This window comes from Halomonas sp. 7T, from assembly GCF_025643255.1.
Taxonomy (GTDB): Bacteria; Pseudomonadota; Gammaproteobacteria; order Pseudomonadales; family Halomonadaceae; genus Vreelandella.
In genome coordinates this window covers 1,469,800-1,489,222 of record NZ_CP087112.1, presented here as the reverse complement: position 1 = coordinate 1,489,222, position 19,423 = coordinate 1,469,800, and the positions used below count along the sequence as shown (strand labels likewise).

Genomic DNA, 19,423 nt, shown 5'->3' with positions numbered 1-19,423 from the left:
TGATTATGTCTAGCTTGCCTATTGAGCCGCATCTAGCCGCTTTGCAAACCGCATTGGATACTCACAACCGACTGATTTTGGTGGCTCAGCCGGGAGCGGGTAAAACTACCCGTGTACCAGTAACACTACTTGGCAGCCTGTGGACGCAAGGTCAAAAGCTTTTGTTGCTAGAACCAAGACGTGTTGCGGCGCGGTTAGCAGCCAGCTATATGGCAGAACAGCTTAATGAGCCGGTTGGCCAGACGGTTGGTTATCGCATGCGCGGTGACAGTAAAGTGAGTGCACAAACCCGTTTAGAGGTCGTTACCCAGGGAGTGCTTACTCGCATGCTGCAGGATGACCCGCTCCTTGAAGGCGTTGCAGGCATTATTTTTGATGAGTTTCATGAACGCAGTCTTGAAGCGGATCTTGGACTTGCGTTTGCGCTGGATATACAGCAGAGCATTCGCGATGACCTGCGGCTTATTGTGATGTCGGCCACGCTTGATGTCGCCGCGTTGAAAAATGTGTTGGGAAACGATACTCCCGTCATTGAGAGCAGCGGGCGACAATTCACTGTTGAAACACAGTATCGTCCTACACGCGGCAGCGAATCGTTAGAAATGGCGGCTTTTCGCGTGATAAGTGAGGCTCTATCATGGCCAGATGCCCGCGATGCGCTGGTTATCTTACCCGGAGTGGCTGAAATTACTCGACTAGTGCAGACGCTGGAGAGTGGTATGCCTAATATTGAAGTGCGTGCATTACACGGGCGAATGCCTATCGAAGCACAGCAAGCTGCGTTGAAGCCTCATGAAGTGCGCCAACGTGTGATTGTATCAACCGCTATTGCTGAATCCAGTGTCACCGTAAACGGTGTCAATGTGGTTATCGACGCTGGCCTGGAGCGGGTGCCACTATTTCAGCCGCGTACAGGGTTAACACGCTTAACCACACGACGTGTTAATCGCGCCAGCGCGGATCAGCGCAGGGGACGTGCCGGGCGGCAGCAACCAGGAATATGTTTTCGCTTATGGCCCAAAGAGCAGCCGCTGGTTGCCTATGGCGAGCCAGAAATAGCCCAGGCTGATTTATCCAAACTGGTACTTGAGGTCGCGGTCTGGGGCGTTCAGTCACCAGACGCGCTGGCATGGATGACTCCACCGCCAAAGGGCGCTTGGCAAAGTGGCCAGGCGCTGCTTGAGCAACTAGGCATCATTGATTCGGCAGCCAAGCTTACGCCGCTGGGTAAGCAGAGTGCACTTTGGCCGGTTGAGCCGCGATTAGCGGTTATGTTGGAAAGATCTTCTTCACTCAGTGCGCTGCCATTAGCCTGTGGAGTGGCAGCGCTATTAGAGAGTGGAGAGCGTTTGAACGGCCCTTTACAAGAGGCTTTAGCACCGCGATTTGCCTGGCCTTCGCGTTATCCTCAGTGGCAAAAGGAGGCTGATCGTTTGGCTAGAGTAGCAGGGACGACGCTGCCTCGTAATGTTAGTTACGAGCCACTGAGCGTGTTGCTGACACTGGCTTATCCGGATCGCGTCGCCCAACGTATTACGCACGGCCGGTTTAAATTGGCGAATGGAAAAACGGCCACGTTGCCAAGCGGCCACCCACTGGCAAATGCCTCTTACCTTGTTGCAGTGAGTCTTGAAAGTGCTTCAAGCGAGGCCGCAATTTACTTGGCAGAGTCGATGACACTAGCAACATTAAGTAATTGTTTTCCGAGCGCCCAGCAGTGGATGGATCGGATCTATTGGTCAGAATCCCAACGCAAGCTTGTCGGCGAAGCCGTTCAGTGCCATGGAGAGCTGGTGTTAGCTTCTCGTCCACTCAGAGAGCTTCCTGCTGAGGCGGTTCAGCACGCCTTGCTTAGTGGGCTGAAACAACGTCCAGAGATAGTGTTCACAAAAGAAGTGAAGCAGCTGCAGGGCCGCATGGCGCTGCTCCATCGTCTTTTTCCAGATCAGTGGCCAGACTGGTCAGATGAAGCGTTAGTCAATGCGCTGGATACATGGCTCTCACCCTACCTAGCGGGTATGGCACGCATGAGCCAGCTAGAAAAAATGCCTTTTCATACGCATTTATGGGCGTCGTTGAAGTGGGAAGAGCAGGCTACTTTGGAGCAATTAGTGCCTATGTCGTTACATGTGCCTAGTGGCCGTCAGGTAAGGCTTGATTACGCTCCCTGCCGAGATGGCTGCCCGCCAGTACTAGCGATTAAGCTGCAAGAAGCGTTTGGATGGCAAGACTCTCCTACGGTTGCCAGGGGGAATGTTGTAGTGCTCGTCCATCTGCTTTCACCAGCCAAAAGGCCGCTACAAGTGACTCAAGATTTGCGCAGTTTTTGGCTGAATGGCTACCCAGAAGTGCGTAAGGAGATGCGTGGTCGGTATCCGAAGCACCCTTGGCCTAGTGATCCGCTAGCTGCGAACGCCACTGCCAAGACAAAGCGGGGCAGTGGCTCAGCGCATTAACGCAGACGGCGCCACACCGCCTTTTCTATTTCGACTAATGCATAGATGACGAGACTGAACAGCAAAATAGCTAACCAGTGTTGCAGTTGTAATGCTTCGCTGGCAAAAATAGCCTGCATCACTGACCAATAGGTGAATGCTAGCTGCAGAAGCATAATAGCGCCAATCGCCAACCAAACCATACGGCTACTAAAAAGGCCGTGGAAGGAGAGCGTGCTGTTAATCAAAAAGCGACTATTAATTAAATAGGCCGCGCTACCAACCACCAGCATATTGACAGCGGCCGTGCGCGCTAATTCAATGCTTTCACCCTGGGTTAAAATCCAGCTAAAAACGCTGAAAACACCGCCCAGCAGCAGCAATGAGACAAAGATGACTCGCCACAGTAAAAACATATCGAGCAGCGCCGCTTTTGGGTCTCGCGGTTGGCGTTGCATCAGATCTTGCTCACTCTCTTCGAAGGCAAGGGCTAAGCCTAGAGTGGTAGCGACTACCATGTTGACCCAAAGCGCTTGAAGCGGTGTGATTGGCAGATTGGTGCCCGCTAGTACCGCCAACATGATAGCTAAACCTTGCGCACCATTGGTTGGTAAGATAAAGGTAATTGTTTTACGAATGTTGTCGTAGACTTTTCTGCCTTCAGCGATCGCATTCACGATCGTGGCAAAGTTATCGTCAGCAAGCACCATTTCCGAGGCATCTTTCGCAGCCTCTGTGCCTTGAATGCCCATTGCTACGCCAACATCGGCACGCTTAAGCGCCGGGCCATCATTGACCCCATCGCCTGTCATTGCGCATATACCGCCTTGTGCCTGCATAGCTTTAACCAATCTTAACTTGTGTTCAGGCGATGCACGGGCGAATACATCGACATCCGTAATTACCTCTTCAAGCTGCGAATCACTCATGGCTTCGATTTCGCGACCGGTAACCACACGCTCTGTCTGTGAAAAACCTAGTTGTTTAGCGATAGAAAGTGCGGTGGCAGCATGGTCACCAGTAATCATGACAGGACGAATACCTGCTCGCAGACACTCTTTTACCGCGTTGATTGCCTCTTCCCGCGGCGGGTCGAGTAAGCCGATAATGCCTAAAAAGGTGAGATCCTGTTGAATGTGTTGATGATCAAGCGACTGCGAGTCGACCGATGTTTTCTCTGCAATGGCGAGTACTCTCAACCCCTGAGAGGAGAGCTCCTCAATCCGTTCTTCCCACTGTTGGCGATCGATAGGTGATAGCCCTGATTGGCTCAACGTATGGCTCGACATCTCAAGTAGCCGATCCGGAGCGCCTTTCACTAAGACTCTATGGCTATCATCAAGCTTGTTCACCGTTGCCATGTATTTATGTTCAGACTCAAAAGGAATCGCATCAATTCGCGGGTGGCGCTCGCGAAGAGGCTGAATTTCCAACCCTGCTTTAGCAGCAGCCACAATAAGTGCCCCTTCCGTTGGGTCGCCGACAATATGGTACGCATCGCCACTTTGAGAGAGTTCGGCATCATTGCAAAGCGAAGCTACCGTTAGAAAGTGGCTTAATGCCGGATGATCTTCAGTAATAATAGAGGAAGGCTGTGATTGAGAGTCAGAGTCAGTCGCTATTGGCCGAATGTTACCTTCGGGATTAAAGCCGGTACCCTCAATGGCGTATTGAGCGTCACCTAACCAAATAGCCGTCGCTGTCATCTCGTTACGAGTAAGCGTACCTGTTTTATCGGAAAAAATTGTCGAAATTGACCCAAGGGTTTCCACAGCCGGTAGACGTCGGATAATTGCTTTTCGTTTTGCCATGCGCTGAACGCCAAGGGCTAGGCTAATCGTCACAATGGCAGGTAAACCTTCTGGTATAGCAGCTACCGCCAAGCCTACTGCGGCCATAAACATTTCATCGAGAGGTTGGTTGTGGACAAGGCTTCCCACGGCTGCTGTGAGTGCAGCGGCACCTAATATAAAAAATGCGAGCATGCTTCCAGCACGATCCAGCTGGCGTAGCAACGGCGTTTTAAGCTGCTCGACACCGCGAACTAACTCAGAAATCTTACCAATTTCAGTCTGGGTACCTGTTGCGACGACTAATCCTTTCGCTGTGCCTTGAACAACAATGGTGCTTGCATAAGCCATTGAGCTACGTTCGGCCAAATCGGCGTTGGCAGACACAGGAAGGATATGTTTATCAACCGGTATTGACTCGCCAGTAAGCGCAGCTTCATCAGTGCAAAAACGCTTTACTTCTATTAACCGGAGATCAGCGGGAACGCGGTCTCCGCTCTCAATCAGTACCACATCGCCAGGAACGATTGTCTCCGCGTCGACAACAGTTCGTTGACCATTGCGCAACACCGTAGCTTGTGGAGAAAGCATATTGCGTATGCTTTGAATAGCCTGCTCAGCCTTTCCTTCTTGAAAAAAACCAATTAATGCAATGATTACCACTACGCCAAGAATAGCAGCGGCATCCAGGTGATGACCCATTAGGGCGCTGGCAACAGCGGCAACGATCAAAATGAGCATCAATATGTTGTTAAACTGATCAACAAAGCGTCGATACCATGGCCGTGCCTGTTCTTGCTGTAGCCGATTAGGGCCATGGGTTGTTAGCCTTGTTTCGGCTTCTTGGCTGGATAAACCGGTGGTGCTTGATTGCAATGACGATATAGCGTCATCAGTTTCAATATTATGCCACGTAGCAGTGATTTCATTAGGTAGTGGTGTTTTGGCCATTCCGTGCCCCCGTTGATGTGTCAATACAGGCTACAGTATAGGGAAATATATGCTGCAGCGCAGTAATTGGGGGATGGCAAACGTAAGGCACCGGAAGTGGATGTAAATATAGCGTTATTCAGGAATATCAGTTGGCGAACGGTATCGAACGCCCTCTGCCTGTCTTTCTTCATAGCGCTGGTTGTCGTCTTCTGGAACGACACCCAGCACAGTTTCTTGAGAGCCGTCTGGCCACGTATAAGTGGTGCAGGCCGCTAAAGGCAACAACAAGCCCAAGGTGATAAAAGGAATGAACATACGACATTTGGGCATAGTTGGCTCCATAGTTTGAGGTTGCTGCTTCGTTTTGAAGTAAACAGTGAGCGGCACTATAGGGCTCAACGCGCATAATTGTAAATTGCTAGATCTCTTCCCATAAGCAGCGGCGAAACTCATGGGAAAGTTGTGAAACGTTCGTTAGGCGCTCCATGTTGGCATCGGTGAGTGTCTTAACCATCTCATGATAGTGTTCCGTCAGCTCAGCAGCATTACAGTAGTTCGGATTATCGGTCAGACAAAGTGTTAGTTTCTCACTATTTTTAGCGAGAGCTTGAAAGAGTTGTGCCTCCATCTGCATAGTCTGAGTCACATTTTCCAGCCAGGCGATTTGCAGTCGTACCATAGGCATCGTGCTTAAAAGACAGTATTGATGCCACCAAGCCTGCATAGGTTGGGCACTGTCCATCCATGGCATGGAAGGGGTTGTATCGTTAGTCGCCATGGTGAGCTCCTTTTTAATGGTGGAAACCGAGCGGCATAATTTTGAATGTTGCCTATCTTGAACTATAGCTAATTGCAGCGTAATCGTGCCGTTTTCGTAACGAAATTCATCCCTTTGCAGGAGATGTCCTATGTGGTCGGTTATCAAATCGATTCTAGCTGCACTTATTGGCGTCCAGAGTGATTTCCAACGCCAAAAAGACTTCACCAGCAAGAAACCTATCGCCTTTATTGTAGCGGCCATTGCCGTGACCCTAGTGTTTGTATTGGCGCTCGCAGCGATAGCCAATATGGCGGCACACTAAAAGCGTTGACAGCTTTTACACGGTAGCCCGTGACGTATCGCACATGTTTTCTATACTGATTCCTATCACATCATCTCACCCCAATTAAAAACTCATAAATAACAACAATAATAAGGAGGTAACGATGCACTCACCCTGGCGATGGCTGCTGCCCATAGGTTTGATGTCCAGCACTGCCTTAGCGCAAACCAACGGATGGAATATGCCCGTTGGTGTGACGGAGATTAGCCAAGAGATTTACGGGCTGCACATGACCATTTTTTGGATATGTGTGGTCATTGGGCTAATAGTGTTTGGCGTGATGTTCTACTCTTTATTCCGTTATCGGCACTCACAAGGTGCCAAAGCGGCGCATTTTCACGAAAACACCAAAGTAGAAGTGCTTTGGACAGCCATTCCAGTGTTGATTTTAGTAGGCATGGCAGTACCCGCTACGGCGACATTAAAAAATATGTATGACGCCTCAGAGGCTGAACTTGATGTCATGATCGTCGGCCAGCAATGGCGCTGGCGCTATGAGTATCTTGGTGAGGAGGTGGCATTTAACTCAAGTATGAGCACGCCTTGGGAGCAGATTGATGGAGACGCGACGCGTGACGAGCACTATTTACTTGATGTAGATGAGCCGCTGGTACTGCCCATTAATCGAAAAGTGCGATTTCTCATGACCTCGGATGACGTTATCCACTCATGGTGGGTGCCGGAGCTTGCTGTCAAGCAGGATACAATTCCTGGCTTTATTAATGAGAACTGGGTGCAAATTAATGAACCGGGAATTTACCGGGGCCAATGTGCAGAACTGTGTGGGATCAACCACGGCTTTATGCCGATCGTGGTGCACGCTGTAGAGGAGGAGGAGTTTGAAACATGGTTAGCGGAGCGCAAAGAGGCGGCAGAGCAAGAAGAGATGGGGATAGATCGTGAGTGGGAGTTTGATGAGCTAATGGCGCGCGGAGAGCCTGTTTACCGTGCTATATGTGCCTCATGTCATCAGGCCGACGGCCAAGGCGCACCGCCAGCCTTCCCGGCACTAGCTAATAATGAACAATTAGTTAATGACTTAGACTGGCATATTGACCGTATTTTAAACGGTGTGTCGGGCGCTGCTATGCCAGCATTTCGCAATACGCTAAATCCCGTGGAAATTGCGGCTGTGGTTACCTATACGCGGAACGCGTGGGGTAATGAAACGGGGGATGTGATTCAGCCCGTATCCATTGCAGAAAGACTGATTGATTAAAGGCACGTGCGGGTTAATCGGATACCACAACAATAAAGTAGGCGGAGAGATTTATGGCGCCCAAACTACCTCCTCAGCACTCATTGCAGCATAGCTCTACCACGGTGGCGGATGGACAGGCTTCTCATCCACCCCACACGGCCCCCAAAGGGATAATGCGTTGGCTACTCACGACTAATCACAAAGAGATTGGCTCTTTGTATCTTATCTTTTCACTAACCATGTTTTTTATTGGCGGTATATTTGCGCTCGTGGTGCGAGCAGAATTATTCCAGCCTGGCTTGCAACTGGTAGAGCCTGAGTTTTTCAACCAAATGACCACGATGCATGGATTAATCATGGTCTTTGCCGCTGTAATGCCGGCGTTTACTGGCTTGGCTAACTGGATGATTCCTTTGCAAATTGGCGCGCCAGACATGGCACTTCCACGGCTGAATAACTTTAGTTTCTGGCTACTGCCCATTGCGTTTACGCTGTTACTTTCCACGCTTTTGATGCCGGGAGGAGGGCCAAATTTTGGTTGGACGTTCTATGCACCGCTATCGACGACTTACGCCCCGCCTTCCACGACCTTTTTTATTCTTGCTTTACATATCGCAGGCATTAGTTCCATCTTAGGTGCTATTAACATTATCGCGACCATACTTAATATGCGTGCCCCAGGTATGCGCATGATGGATATGCCGCTGTTTGTTTGGACTTGGCTAATTACGGCTTTTCTGCTGATTGCGGTCATGCCCGTTCTGGCGGGAGTCATTACCATGATGTTAATGGATATCAACTTCGGCACGAGCTTCTTCGATGCGGCCGGTGGGGGAGATCCAGTCCTGTTTCAGCATCTTTTTTGGTTTTTTGGGCATCCGGAAGTTTACATCATGATATTGCCTGCGTTCGGGATTGTGTCTGCCATCATTCCGACGTTTGCCCGTAAACGCTTGTTTGGCTACGCCTCCATGGTGTATGCCACGGCTGCCATTGCGCTACTGTCATTTTTAGTGTGGGCCCACCATATGTTTGTGGTTGGCTTGCCATTAGCTGCTGAGCTGTTTTTCATGTACTCCACAATGCTGATTGCAGTGCCAACAGGGGTCAAAGTTTTTAACTGGATCACGACGCTGTTTCGCGGTTCGATCAGTTTTGAATCGCCCATGCTGTTTGCGCTGGCCTTTGTCGTTCTGTTTACTATCGGTGGCTTTTCAGGATTGATGTTGGCAATTGCCCCGGCCGATTTTCAATACCACGACACTTACTTTGTGGTAGCTCATTTCCACTATGTGCTGGTACCAGGGGCTATCTTTGCCATTATGGCTGGGGTTTATTACTGGCTACCCAAATGGACGGGACATTACCCTAACGAGCGATTAGCGCAGTGTCATTTCTGGTGTTCGATCGTGGGAGTGAACCTGACGTTTTTCCCCATGCATTTTGCTGGTCTTGCTGGAATGCCACGTCGTATTCCCGATTACGCGCTCCAGTTCGCGGACTTTAATCTCGTTTCAAGTATTGGTGCTTTTTTCTTTGGGGTGTCGCAGCTCATTTTTGTGCTTGTGGTGGTGCTCTGTGTTCGAGGGGGTAAAAAAGCACCAGCTAAGGCATGGGAGGGCGCAGAAGACCTTGAGTGGAGTGTCCCTAGCCCGGCTCCGTTGCATACCTTTGAAACGCCTCCTGTGTTTCATCGTGCGCAACATGGCGAATAGTGCCGTATACACTGCAAGGGGAGGAGCGGCATGTCTGAGTATGAAATCGTGAGGGCAGTGGGAGTGCGGCGCACCGTTATTCGATCGCTTGCGGTGCTAATGGGTATGTTTGCATTTGCGTTTGCACTTGTACCTCTTTACGACGTGTTCTGTCGTGTTACAGGGATTAACGGCAAAGTAGATACCACGGCGCAAGCTATCATCCATGAAGAGGTTGATCAGTCTCGTTATGTAACGGTTCAGTTTATTACTCGGGGTAGTGCTGGCTTACCCTGGCAAATGAGCGTTGCCGCACGGCAAATGCGCGTACATCCTGGGCAAACTGCTGAAGTAGACTTTACCTTTTCTAATAATAGCCTTGAAGAAAGCTGGGGAAGGGCCATTCCAAGTGTCTCACCCTCAAATGCAACAACCCACTTACGAAAAGTCAGCTGTTTCTGTTTCCAAGAGCAGCAGCTACAGGGGGGGGAGCGTTTAACCATTCCGCTGGTTTTTCAGCTGGCACGTGATTTACCTAAGGAAATTAACACTATCACGCTGGTATATACCCTGTATCCAGTGCATAACATGGCATTGGATTCCTCAATGAATAACAACAATAGTGCGGGGGATAAAATATGAGCGGCGGCAGCTACTATGTTCCGGCAACTAGCAAATGGCCCGTTTTAGGCTCTTTAGCATTGGGTGTCATGATGGTGGGGGCGGGCTCCCAGCTAGTTTATGACGCTGGCGCGTCTTTAATGCTGATAGGCGTTATTGGCGTTGTCGCAGTGATGGGGCTCTGGTTCAGAGATGTGGTTCACGAATCAATGAGCGGGTTGTACGACACCCAAATGGATCGCTCATTCAGGTGGGGAATGGGGTGGTTCATCTTCTCTGAGCTGATGTTTTTTGCAGCCTTCTTTGGTGCGCTGTTTTACGTTAGGTCATTCGCTATTCCTTGGCTAGGAGGGGAAGGAGCAAAAGGTGTTTCTGCGCTGCTATGGCCAGAGTTTGTCTCTCATTGGCCCCTTCTTAACCCACCCGATTCCTCTGTGTTAGGCCCTGACCAGGTCTTTAGTCCCTGGCAGTTGCCGCTTGTTAATACGCTGATACTCATCACCTCGAGCATCACCTTAACGGTGGCGCATGAAGCGTTAAAACTCGGTGAGCGTGTTACCTGTCGAAACTGGCTTGCAGGCACGGTCCTGTTGGGGTGTTGCTTTATCGTCATCCAAGGAGTCGAGTATTACGAAGCCTACTATCACTATGGTATTACGCTGGAAGCCGGTATTTTCGGCGCTACTTTCTTTATATTGACAGGCTTTCATGGCCTGCATGTCATTATCGGTACGATCATCTTAGGCTGTATTCTCGTCCGAATATGTAAAGGCCATTTTGCCAACGACCATCATTTCGGTTTCGAAGCATCATGCTGGTATTGGCATTTTGTAGACGTGATATGGGTTGGGCTGTTTATTTTTGTTTACGTTTTGTAGTCGTTAGCCCAGTTCTCCTGACCAAAAACCGAATACCAACATTGCCATAAGGATGCATGCCAGGGTAACGCGCCACTTCAGTGAAATCAGCAATCGCTTTGAGGTGGCATCGTCTCGCAGTAAAAAGCCGGCACCTGCCGCAAGGCTAATCACCATGGCGATAAACACTAGGGCAATAAGAAGTTGTAACCACATGATATCTACCTCAGTCAGGTTAAGGCGCTTCTACGCGTGGTGTGTCTTTTGGTGTTTGTTAGTCACATTAGGCCTTTTTTTAGGACTATGGCAGTGGGAGCGAGCTAATGACAAGCGTGTTTTGCTGGCCGCTCGTGCAGCAGCCCCTGCGTTAACAGTGCCCCAAGAGATGCCGCAGGATGGCGCAATGGTGCGATTAGTAGGAGAGTACCTTCCACAGCACACGCTTTTTTTAGACAACCGTGTGGTAGAGCGTCGTCTGGGAGTGGCTGTGCTTACGCCTTTCCGTGACGTACATGGGCAGCTTTGGTTAATACAGCGTGGTTTTATGGAAACAGGCCCAGACCGCAGCGCTCCTTATACCCAAACGCCTGCTGGCCATGTTGAAATATTGGGTGAATGGCAAACTGCTCGCCCTGGCGGGCCATTATATGGGGATAATCAAGAAGGCATTCGTCTACAGCAAATGAGTTTGGCACCGTGGGAAAAGTCGCTAGCGTCGTTTAGTTATCAGGGGTGGTTACATGCTGTGGAAGGAGAGGGTGTTCTTGTGCCCTGGTGGAAGGCTAATGTTATGCCCGCCAGTCGTCACATTGGCTACGCTTTTCAATGGTGGGGATTAACACTTGCAGCGTTCGTTGTGATGTTATTAGGCGGCTATCATATGCGCAAAGATCGCTTACAATAACAAGAGGATCATACAATGCAGCGGATTCAAGCGGTTCATTATCAGCGGCTTAAATTAATCATGATTTTTGTTTTATTTGCTGCACCTATGGCGGCTGCCTGGGGAATGGTTAAGTGGGGTATCGGCATTCCAAACCAACATACCGCTCATGGCGAAGTGGAAGTTATGGCACCAAATTTATATGAGTGGACGTTGGCCGATCCGCTAGAGAGCTCGAATGATGTTTGGACGCTGGCGTTTGAGTGTGCGGTTAATTGTGAGCAGCGTAAAGATGAGTTGTGGCGCCTTCACCGGGCTCTTGGGCGCGAAGCGCCACGACTACAGCGGCTACGTATTGGTGGTGTCTCCCAAGCCTTACCAGGAGAGCAGGTGAATTATTGGCAGCAACCGCCAGCATGGCGGAACGAAAGCGTTATTTGGTTAATAGATCCAATGGGAGTACCAGCATTAGCATTTAATGAACAAGCTAATGCAAGCGATATCCTTGACGACATCAGGCATCTCTTCAAAGTAAACCATCGTTAATACGTGTCGGCACCCGGTGCCTTAAGGAAGCAGCATGCAAGACGCAGTAGATCAGCGGTTACGCTGGCTGTCGCACCTCACCTTGGCAGGAACATTGTTGACTGCTTTAGTCATCTTAGTGGGCGCTTGGACACGTTTAGTGGATGCCGGTTTGGGTTGTCCCGATTGGCCAGGCTGCTACGGGCGGTTGCTGGTTCCTGATAGCGAACATGCCTCTTTGCGTCATCCCGATGTGCCTCTTGAGCCTTTTAAAGCGTGGGTGGAGATGGCGCACCGTTACGTGGCAAGTTTTTTAGGGTTAATGGTTATTAGTGTCGTTGCGCTGGGTTGGTCTCTGCGACACCGCCCAGGATACCCCTGGCGCGTAAGCTTGGCGCTACTTGTGGTTATTCTAATTCAGGGTGCCTTTGGTGCATTTACGGTAACATTGAAGCTATGGCCTCAGGTAGTGACCTTGCATCTCTTAGGTGGGCTAAGTGTGTTAATGCTGTTTTTCTGGCTTCATTTGCGTGTTCGTCATTCATTGAAGAATATGACGTTAGGGCGCCAGCCAGTTAATGTATTGTGGGCAGCATCGATCAGTTTGCTGGTGCTGCAATTAGCGCTTGGTGGTTGGGTGACAAGCAACTACGCAGGCATTGCTTGCCAAGGGTTTCCTACCTGCAACGCGCAATGGTGGCCAGATATGGACCTCAGCGAGGGGTTCCATCTAACCCAGACCGTAGGGCCTAACTATTTACATGGCCAGTTGCACGCAGATGCACGCACCGCGATACAAGTAGTCCACCGCCTAGGGGCCTTGTTGTTGGGCGTTGTATTACTGGTCCTTTGGTGGCGGTATCGCCGTTTAGCGTTTCTTGGGCGCGCACTAGTGGCTGTCGTTGGAGCGTATGCTGTTCAGGTAGCGTTAGGGATTGCCAACGTCCTCCTTTGGCTGCCTTTGTGGCTTGCTTTATTACATACTGCTGGTGCTGTGGTACTAACGCTAAGCGTTGGTTGGGCATGGTGGCGGTGGCGGCAGGGGTATCATGTCGCGTCTGTTCATCACCCATTAGCTGCAGTCACCGCTGAAAAGTGAATTAAAAGCTGTGTAGCATTAGTGTGACAATGGCTTTAAGGTGTACAGTTGCTGTTAAATTATTTTCTGTGCTTGTCTGAGGAGTGCTATGAATACCACTACGTCGCTAATCTTGCTTGTGGTAGGCGTTGCGATCATTGTGGGCCTTGCTGTTTATGCCTTTAACCTACGTAAGGAGGTGGAGCGGCGAGAAGCTTATCGAGTGGACGAGGATCGTCGCGCGCACCAAAATAGTTTAGAGAACCTGGACTATGTCGTTAGCGCGCTGGTTCAAGAGCAGGTAGACATAACGGAAGCCTCTTGGCGATGCAAGGTGTTACTTGAGATTATCGATCCAAGTTTAACCGAGCGCCCAGAATTTCAAGCATTTGCTGAGGTATACCAACGTACCCAGCACTTGAAGACCCACTCTGCTCGAAAGGAGCTTTCCCCACGCGAGAGGATGCAGGAAGATAAAGAGCGTTTGATCGTGGAAGATGAAATGCGTCCTGCGGTATTAGCAGCAGCAGCAGAGGTTATTAAGTGGCGTTCCAGAGGGCCTGCGTCTCTCCACTAACGCCGCATGGGTTTGATAAGCGTCAAATAATACCTGTTTTGAGATGGTTTGAGCTATTTTTGGCGCTTACAGTGTCCTCTTTGCTATGCTGGAACAGTCGGTACCAGCAAGATATTGGTATCTTCGTATTGTTGCCTTCTAGCGTTTAAACGTTAATCATAGGCAAACCGTTCAGTATTAGAGCATTGATTATCCATTGTTTAGATACTGGGCAGGCGAAAAAAGGATGCTCTCGCAATAAGAAGCATTGGATAGAATTGGTCGTGTGACCATTTCAGCATTGGATCAAGAAGGAGTCTTGCATGAAAAAGTCAACAACTGGCTTGCTAGTCGGTTCTGCTCTGGTGGTAGGTTTATCTGGCTGCGCCAGCTCGGCTACCCAGACATCTGGACAGGCTAGCGCTAGCAGCGACCGTAGCTGGTACCAGCACCCGGCGGTTTGTGGTTTGGCCGGCAGTTTAATCGGTGGCAGCATTGGCTATGCCACCAGTGGTAGCTCCGATGAAGAAAGCGGTGCGGCTACAGGTGCTGCTGCAGGTGCTGCTATTGGTGGTTTACTGTGTGCTGACCGCACTCCTGAGCCTGTTGCACCACAATGCCCAAGCTATGGCGAAGTGCCAGCTGGTGTAGCTGTTGATGCGCAAGGCTGCCCGTTGGATTCCGATGGCGACGGTGTGCCGGATTATCGTGATCAGTGCCCAGGCACTCCGGCTGGTGTAGCGGTTGATGCACGTGGCTGCCCGCTGGATTCTGATAATGACGGCGTTCCGGATTATCGTGACCAGTGCCCAAATACGCCTGCTGGCGTTGAAGTTAACGCGCTGGGCTGCCCAGATAGCTTAGTTCTGCGTGACGTTAACTTTGAATTTGACTCTGCTCAACTCACGGCTAACGCCCAACAAGTACTCAACGGTGTTGCTGAACGTCTGGTCAACAACCCTGACGTTCGTGTAAGCATTGAGGGCCACACTGATTCGCGTGGCTCTGCAGAGTACAACCAGAACTTATCTCAGCGTCGTGCTGAGTCAGTTGCTGCCTATCTGTCGCAGCGAGGCGTTCAGGCTAACCGTATGCGCGCTGTTGGCTACGGTGAAGAACGTCCAGTTGCATCTAACGACACCGACGACGGCCGTGCTCAAAACCGTCGTGTAGAATTAGACGAGTGGAACTAAGCTTGTTCGATTGAGCGACATCGCTAGTAGCGATAACTTGCTTAATTAGATAAAGAAGCGGGAGGCCTAAGTGCCTCCCGTTTTATTTTACGGTTTACTAAATTCTGATAGGCTAGCGTCCCGTTAAAGATAGGTTTGTAACTCTCGCCCATTGATAGCGAAATGTGATCCTTGGTATGGATCACCACTGCGCTCAAGGAATATTTGAATGCCCATTGTGACACTGCCTGATGGCAGCCAAAGAACGTTCGACACATCGCTTTCTATTATGCAGCTTGCAGAATCCATTGGCCCTGGTTTGGCCAAGGCCTGTGTAGCTGGCAAGATTGACGGTGTATTGGTTGATGCCGCTGACTTAATTGAGCAAGACGCGGAGGTGGCAATTATTACCGCCCGCGATCCTGAGGGGCTTGAAATCATTCGCCACTCATGTGCGCACCTAATTGGGCATGCGGTTAAGCAGATGTACCCTAAAGCCAAAATGGCAATAGGGCCAGTGATTGAAGATGGTTTCTACTACGATATTGAATTCGGTCAACCTGTTACTCCAGATGATCTTGAAGCCATTGAAGCTCGTATGCGCTCATTAATTGAGCATGAGTACGATGTGGTACGTGAATACGTTGATCGCGACCAAGCAATGCTCGCTTTTTTGCATCGCGATGAGCCCTATAAGCAGGAAATTGTGCGTGATATTCCCGAAGGCGCGACTATTCGGCTTTATCATCACGAAGAGTATATTGACATGTGCCGCGGCCCGCACGTGCCCAATACTCGCCATTTAAAAGCTTTCAAGCTCACTAAGTTGGCAGGGGCGTATTGGCGTGGTGATGCTAATAACACCATGTTGACCCGTATTTATGGCACTGCATGGGGTGATAAAAAGCAGCTCAAAGCCTATTTGCAGCGGCTTGAAGAGGCTGAAAAGCGCGATCACCGCAAGCTTGCGCGCAAAATGGACTTGTTTCACCTGCAAGAAGAAGCACCGGGGATGGTGTTTTGGCACCCTAATGGCTGGACAATGTACCAGGCGTTAGAAGATTACATGCGCAAGATTCAGCGTGAGCACGGTTATCAAGAGATCAAGACGCCCCAGGTTGTTGACCTATCTTTATGGAAAAAGTCCGGCCACTGGGGGCATTACAGTGAGCTGATGTTCACAACGGAATCGGAAAAGCGCGAATACGCGGTTAAGCCAATGAACTGCCCTTGCCACGTTCAAGTTTTTAATCAAGGGCTAAAAAGCTACCGGGATTTACCGCTGCGTTTGGCGGAGTTTGGTAGCTGTCATCGCAATGAACCTTCTGGTTCCCTGCATGGTCTGATGCGCGTGCGTGGTTTTACTCAAGATGATGCCCACATTTTTTGCACAGAAGGGCAAATCCAAGCAGAAGCAGAGGCGTTTATCGCCCTGACACTGCAGGTGTATAAAACACTCGGTTTTGACGAAGTTGAGCTTAAACTTTCAACGCGTCCGGAAGATTTCCTAGGCGAAGCCGAGATGTGGGATCGCGCAGAGCAGGGTCTTGAAGCTGCCCTCAATGCAACAGGCCTCAAATGGGAGCTACAACCCGGCGAAGGCGCTTTTTATGGGCCTAAAATTGAATTTGCCTTACGTGATTGTCTGAATCGTGTTTGGCAATGTGGTACTCTTCAGCTAGATTTTAATTTGCCAGGGCGTTTGGGAGCGCAATACGTCGATGAAGACGGCACGCGAAAAACTCCTGTAATGCTTCACCGCGCAATTTTAGGATCCTTTGAGCGTTTCTTAGGTATCCTAATAGAGCACTATGCGGGTGCGATGCCACTTTGGCTGGCGCCTCAGCAAGCAGTTTTGATGACAATTACGGATGCGCAGCGTGATTATGCGCTCAAATTAGAGCATCGACTGCAAAAACATGGCTTACGGGTCAAGGCGGACTTGAGGAACGAGAAGATCGGCTTTAAAATCCGTGAGCATACGTTACAGAAAGTTCCCTATCTCCTTGTGGTGGGAGATAAGGAAGTAGAAGCTGACTCAGTGGCCGTGCGTACTCGCAGCGGCGAAAATCTCGGCACTATGACAATTGATGAGTTCATCAAGCGTTTTAGTGACGAGCGAGCAGCCCTGGCGACATCGTCAATTGCCTAAGGAGACGGAGCGATCAAGCGAAGCAATCAGCGCGGGCGTCCACAAGACAAACGCCCACCAATGAACGAGCGAATTACCGAAGAAGAAGTGCGTCTAATTGATGCTGAAGGTGAGCAGTTGGGTGTTGTGCCCACCACCGAAGCTCTTGAGCGTGCAGAAGCTGCCGGTTTAGATCTCGTGCAAATTTCGAATGCCGATCCTATCGTTTGTAAGATTATGGATTATGGCAAATTTGTTTTTGAGACGAAGAAGCAAAAAGCGGCTCAAAAGAAAAAGCAGAAGCAAATCCAGGTGAAGGAAGTTAAATTCCGTCCTGGCACCGACGAAGGCGATTACCAGGTTAAGCTTAAAAACCTGACCCGCTTTTTAGAAGGTGGTGACAAGGGCAAAGTTACATTGCGCTTCCGTGGTCGTGAAATGGCGCACCAGGACATTGGCCGAAAGCTAATGGAACGGATCGCGGCAGACCTGGAAGAGATCGGAGCGGTTGAGTCCTTCCCGAAAATGGAAGGCCGCCAGATGATCATGATTATTGCCCCGAAAAAGAAGTGATCCAACGGCGAAGCTAACGGGCCAGTGTCTAGACGCTGGTCGGCCCTGGGTTTTCTAAAAAATATCGAGCGGAGTTCTCTCATGCCGAAAATCAAAAGCAACAGCGGCGCTGCTAAGCGCTTTAAAAAGACCGCTAATGGCTTCAAGCACAAGCAGTCTTTCCGTAGCCACATCTTGACCAAGAAATCGACCAAGCGTAAGCGTCAGCTGCGCGGAATGAAGCAGATTCATGCTGCTGATAAAGCGCTGATTCAGCGCATGCTGCCGAATCTGTAAGGTCGAATTATCTTATCTGAGCGCATATTGCCTCAGACTTAATGTCAGGAGTGTGTTATGACCCGTGTTAAGCGTGGCGTAGTTGCCCGTCGTCGCCATAAAAAAGTACTGAAACAGGCCAAAGGTTACTACGGTGCCCGTTCGCGTGTTTTCCGCGTAGCCAAGCAGGCTGTTATCAAAGCCGGTCAGTATGCTTACCGTGACCGCCGTAACCGTAAGCGCCAGTTCCGTGCGCTGTGGATCCAGCGTATTAACGCTGGTGCGCGCATTAACGGTATGTCTTACAGCCGTTTTGTTGGTGGCCTCAAAAAAGCCGGTATTGAAATCGACCGTAAAGTATTGGCCGATTTGGCGGTACACGAAAAAGCAGCTTTCGCTGCCATCGTGGAAAAAGCCAAGGCTGCCCAATAAGGCTTTTTTGCGCTGATTTAGATCAGTGTGAAATGCCCGAGGTCATTTCAGTGTGACCCAAACAGGGGAAGAGCAGCCGCTCTTCCCCTGTTTTTTTGTCACCTCCCTATGCCACACCATCTTTGGATGGAAACCGCTTAATTCGGAGTGAAACGGATGGATCACCTTCCTACTCTGGTATCAGAAGCTCGCGAAGCCATCCAGGCGGCGCAGAGCGTTTCTGCGTTAGATGAGTTACGAGTACGTTATTTAGGTAAAAAAGGCGATGTTACTGCCTTGTTAAAAGGCTTGGGTAAGTTATCCGCAGAAGAGCGTCCTGCCGCTGGTGAGCGTATTAACCAAGCAAAGCAAACGCTTTCCGAAGAAATTGATAAGAAGCGGCATGAGCTAGAAGCCGAGGCATTGAACGCACGATTAGCGGCAGAGCGGATTGACGTTACGCTACCGGGCCGTGGCCAGGCAGAGGGTGGATTGCACCCCGTTACACGAACGCTTGAGCGCATCGAAAGCTTATTCACTCGTATTGGGTACGACGTGGCGGTAGGGCCTGAAATTGAGGACGACTACCATAATTTTGAAGCGCTTAATATTCCTGCTCACCATCCCGCTCGGGGGATGGCAGATACTTTTTATTTTGATGCCACACGGCTGCTGCGCACGCATACCTCGCCGGTGCAAGTTCGTACGATGAAAAGCAGCGAGCCGCCGATCAGGATTGTTTGTCCTGGACGTGTCTATCGTAGCGACTCTGACTTAACGCATACCCCCATGTTTCACCAGGTAGAGGGGTTACTGGTCGATGAGGGCATCAGCTTCGCAGACTTGAAGGGAACCATTGAAGATTTTCTCCAGGCGTTCTTTGAGCGAGACGATCTCTCCGTTCGTTTTCGGCCTTCTTACTTTCCGTTCACCGAACCTTCGGCGGAAGTCGACATTCAGTGCGTAATGTGCAGCGGTGATGGTTGCCGAGTCTGTTCCCATAGCGGATGGTTAGAGGTAATGGGGTGTGGAATGGTGCACCCAGAAGTATTCCGTCACTCTGGTATTGATACCGAGCGCTATACCGGCTTTGCTTTCGGCATGGGTGCCGAGCGCCTGGCAATGCTGCGCTATGGTGTGAATGATCTGCGCCTGTTTTTTGAAAACGACTTACGCTTTTTGCGTCAATTCTCCTAACGCCGCCG

The 19,423-nt window shown here is 50.2% G+C and carries 20 protein-coding genes; 16 read left to right on the top strand and 4 right to left on the bottom strand.

Features of this window, described 5'->3' with window-relative positions:
- Positions 1 to 5 precede the first annotated feature (5 nt).
- Positions 6 to 2,456, top strand: a complete 2,451-nt coding sequence (gene hrpB / locus LOS15_RS06845) for an ATP-dependent helicase HrpB (RefSeq protein WP_263069082.1) — start codon at positions 6 to 8, stop codon at positions 2,454 to 2,456.
- On the opposite strand, the gene LOS15_RS06840 is transcribed toward hrpB, so the two are convergent.
- The 3 genes from LOS15_RS06840 to LOS15_RS06830 all read right to left on the bottom strand — a co-directional run bounded on the left by LOS15_RS06840 (position 2,453) and on the right by LOS15_RS06830 (position 5,936).
- Positions 2,453 to 5,176: a cation-translocating P-type ATPase gene (locus tag LOS15_RS06840; RefSeq protein ID WP_263069080.1), complete on the bottom strand. Its 2,724-nt coding sequence runs from the start codon at positions 5,174 to 5,176 to the stop codon at positions 2,453 to 2,455. The two genes, hrpB and LOS15_RS06840, sit on opposite strands and share 4 nt — an antisense overlap.
- Before the next feature lie 114 nt (positions 5,177 to 5,290).
- Positions 5,291 to 5,488, bottom strand: coding sequence for a hypothetical protein (locus tag LOS15_RS06835; protein WP_263069078.1), 198 nt, complete (start codon positions 5,486 to 5,488; stop codon positions 5,291 to 5,293).
- 88 nt (positions 5,489 to 5,576) lie between these two features.
- Positions 5,577 to 5,936 carry a hypothetical protein gene (locus LOS15_RS06830; protein ID WP_263069076.1) on the bottom strand — a complete coding sequence of 120 codons (360 nt, stop codon included), beginning with the start codon at positions 5,934 to 5,936 and terminating at the stop codon, positions 5,577 to 5,579.
- Positions 5,937 to 6,066: 130 nt separating this feature from the next.
- On the opposite strand from LOS15_RS06830, the gene LOS15_RS06825 reads away from it, so the two are divergent.
- The 5 genes from LOS15_RS06825 to LOS15_RS06805 all read left to right on the top strand — a co-directional run bounded on the left by LOS15_RS06825 (position 6,067) and on the right by LOS15_RS06805 (position 10,655).
- Entirely contained in the window at positions 6,067 to 6,240 is a 174-nt protein-coding gene (locus tag LOS15_RS06825; RefSeq protein WP_263069075.1) for a DUF2970 domain-containing protein, read from the top strand.
- 124 nt (positions 6,241 to 6,364) lie between these two features.
- Positions 6,365 to 7,480 (top strand): cytochrome c oxidase subunit II, encoded by a 1,116-nt coding sequence (coxB, locus tag LOS15_RS06820; RefSeq protein WP_263069074.1) that lies wholly within the window; start codon positions 6,365 to 6,367, stop codon positions 7,478 to 7,480.
- A gap of 53 nt (positions 7,481 to 7,533) precedes the next feature.
- Positions 7,534 to 9,177: a cytochrome c oxidase subunit I gene (gene ctaD, locus LOS15_RS06815; protein WP_263069072.1), complete on the top strand. Its 1,644-nt coding sequence runs from the start codon at positions 7,534 to 7,536 to the stop codon at positions 9,175 to 9,177.
- 30 nt (positions 9,178 to 9,207) lie between these two features.
- The gene (locus LOS15_RS06810) at positions 9,208 to 9,798 is read left to right on the top strand and encodes a cytochrome c oxidase assembly protein (RefSeq protein WP_263069070.1); all 591 of its coding nucleotides are present in this window, start codon (positions 9,208 to 9,210) and stop codon (positions 9,796 to 9,798) included.
- Complete coding sequence (locus LOS15_RS06805) at positions 9,795 to 10,655, top strand: cytochrome c oxidase subunit 3 (protein ID WP_263069068.1); 861 nt, start codon at positions 9,795 to 9,797, stop codon at positions 10,653 to 10,655. Before LOS15_RS06810 ends, LOS15_RS06805 begins: the two co-directional genes overlap by 4 nt.
- Positions 10,656 to 10,658: 3 nt before the next feature.
- Here LOS15_RS06805 and LOS15_RS06800 read toward each other — a convergent pair whose 3' ends face one another.
- Positions 10,659 to 10,850: a DUF2909 domain-containing protein gene (locus tag LOS15_RS06800; RefSeq protein WP_263069067.1), complete on the bottom strand. Its 192-nt coding sequence runs from the start codon at positions 10,848 to 10,850 to the stop codon at positions 10,659 to 10,661.
- On the opposite strand from LOS15_RS06800, the gene LOS15_RS06795 reads away from it, so the two are divergent.
- The 10 genes from LOS15_RS06795 (at position 10,810) to pheS (ending at position 19,415) form a co-directional block, all read left to right on the top strand.
- Positions 10,810 to 11,538 carry an SURF1 family protein gene (locus LOS15_RS06795; protein WP_317629637.1) on the top strand — a complete coding sequence of 243 codons (729 nt, stop codon included), beginning with the start codon at positions 10,810 to 10,812 and terminating at the stop codon, positions 11,536 to 11,538. The genes LOS15_RS06800 and LOS15_RS06795 overlap by 41 nt on opposite strands.
- Before the next feature lie 15 nt (positions 11,539 to 11,553).
- Positions 11,554 to 12,063 carry a hypothetical protein gene (locus LOS15_RS06790; protein ID WP_263069065.1) on the top strand — a complete coding sequence of 170 codons (510 nt, stop codon included), beginning with the start codon at positions 11,554 to 11,556 and terminating at the stop codon, positions 12,061 to 12,063.
- 34 nt (positions 12,064 to 12,097) lie between these two features.
- Positions 12,098 to 13,141: a COX15/CtaA family protein gene (locus LOS15_RS06785; protein ID WP_263069064.1), complete on the top strand. Its 1,044-nt coding sequence runs from the start codon at positions 12,098 to 12,100 to the stop codon at positions 13,139 to 13,141.
- Positions 13,142 to 13,229: 88 nt separating this feature from the next.
- Positions 13,230 to 13,697: a DUF2489 domain-containing protein gene (locus LOS15_RS06780; RefSeq protein WP_263069062.1), complete on the top strand. Its 468-nt coding sequence runs from the start codon at positions 13,230 to 13,232 to the stop codon at positions 13,695 to 13,697.
- Positions 13,698 to 13,999: 302 nt separating this feature from the next.
- Entirely contained in the window at positions 14,000 to 14,869 is an 870-nt protein-coding gene (locus tag LOS15_RS06775) for an OmpA family protein (RefSeq protein ID WP_263069060.1), read from the top strand.
- 208 nt (positions 14,870 to 15,077) lie between these two features.
- Complete coding sequence (gene thrS, locus LOS15_RS06770) at positions 15,078 to 17,000, top strand: threonine--tRNA ligase (RefSeq protein WP_263069059.1); 1,923 nt, start codon at positions 15,078 to 15,080, stop codon at positions 16,998 to 17,000.
- A 60-nt stretch (positions 17,001 to 17,060) separates the two neighbouring features.
- The gene (gene infC / locus LOS15_RS06765) at positions 17,061 to 17,552 is read left to right on the top strand and encodes a translation initiation factor IF-3 (RefSeq protein ID WP_009724290.1); all 492 of its coding nucleotides are present in this window, start codon (positions 17,061 to 17,063) and stop codon (positions 17,550 to 17,552) included.
- A gap of 81 nt (positions 17,553 to 17,633) precedes the next feature.
- Entirely contained in the window at positions 17,634 to 17,828 is a 195-nt protein-coding gene (rpmI, locus tag LOS15_RS06760) for a 50S ribosomal protein L35 (protein ID WP_009097609.1), read from the top strand.
- 57 nt (positions 17,829 to 17,885) lie between these two features.
- Positions 17,886 to 18,239, top strand: coding sequence for a 50S ribosomal protein L20 (gene rplT, locus LOS15_RS06755; RefSeq protein WP_009097607.1), 354 nt, complete (start codon positions 17,886 to 17,888; stop codon positions 18,237 to 18,239).
- A 156-nt stretch (positions 18,240 to 18,395) separates the two neighbouring features.
- Positions 18,396 to 19,415, top strand: coding sequence for a phenylalanine--tRNA ligase subunit alpha (pheS, locus tag LOS15_RS06750; protein WP_263069049.1), 1,020 nt, complete (start codon positions 18,396 to 18,398; stop codon positions 19,413 to 19,415).
- The last annotated feature ends 8 nt before the right edge of the window (positions 19,416 to 19,423 follow it).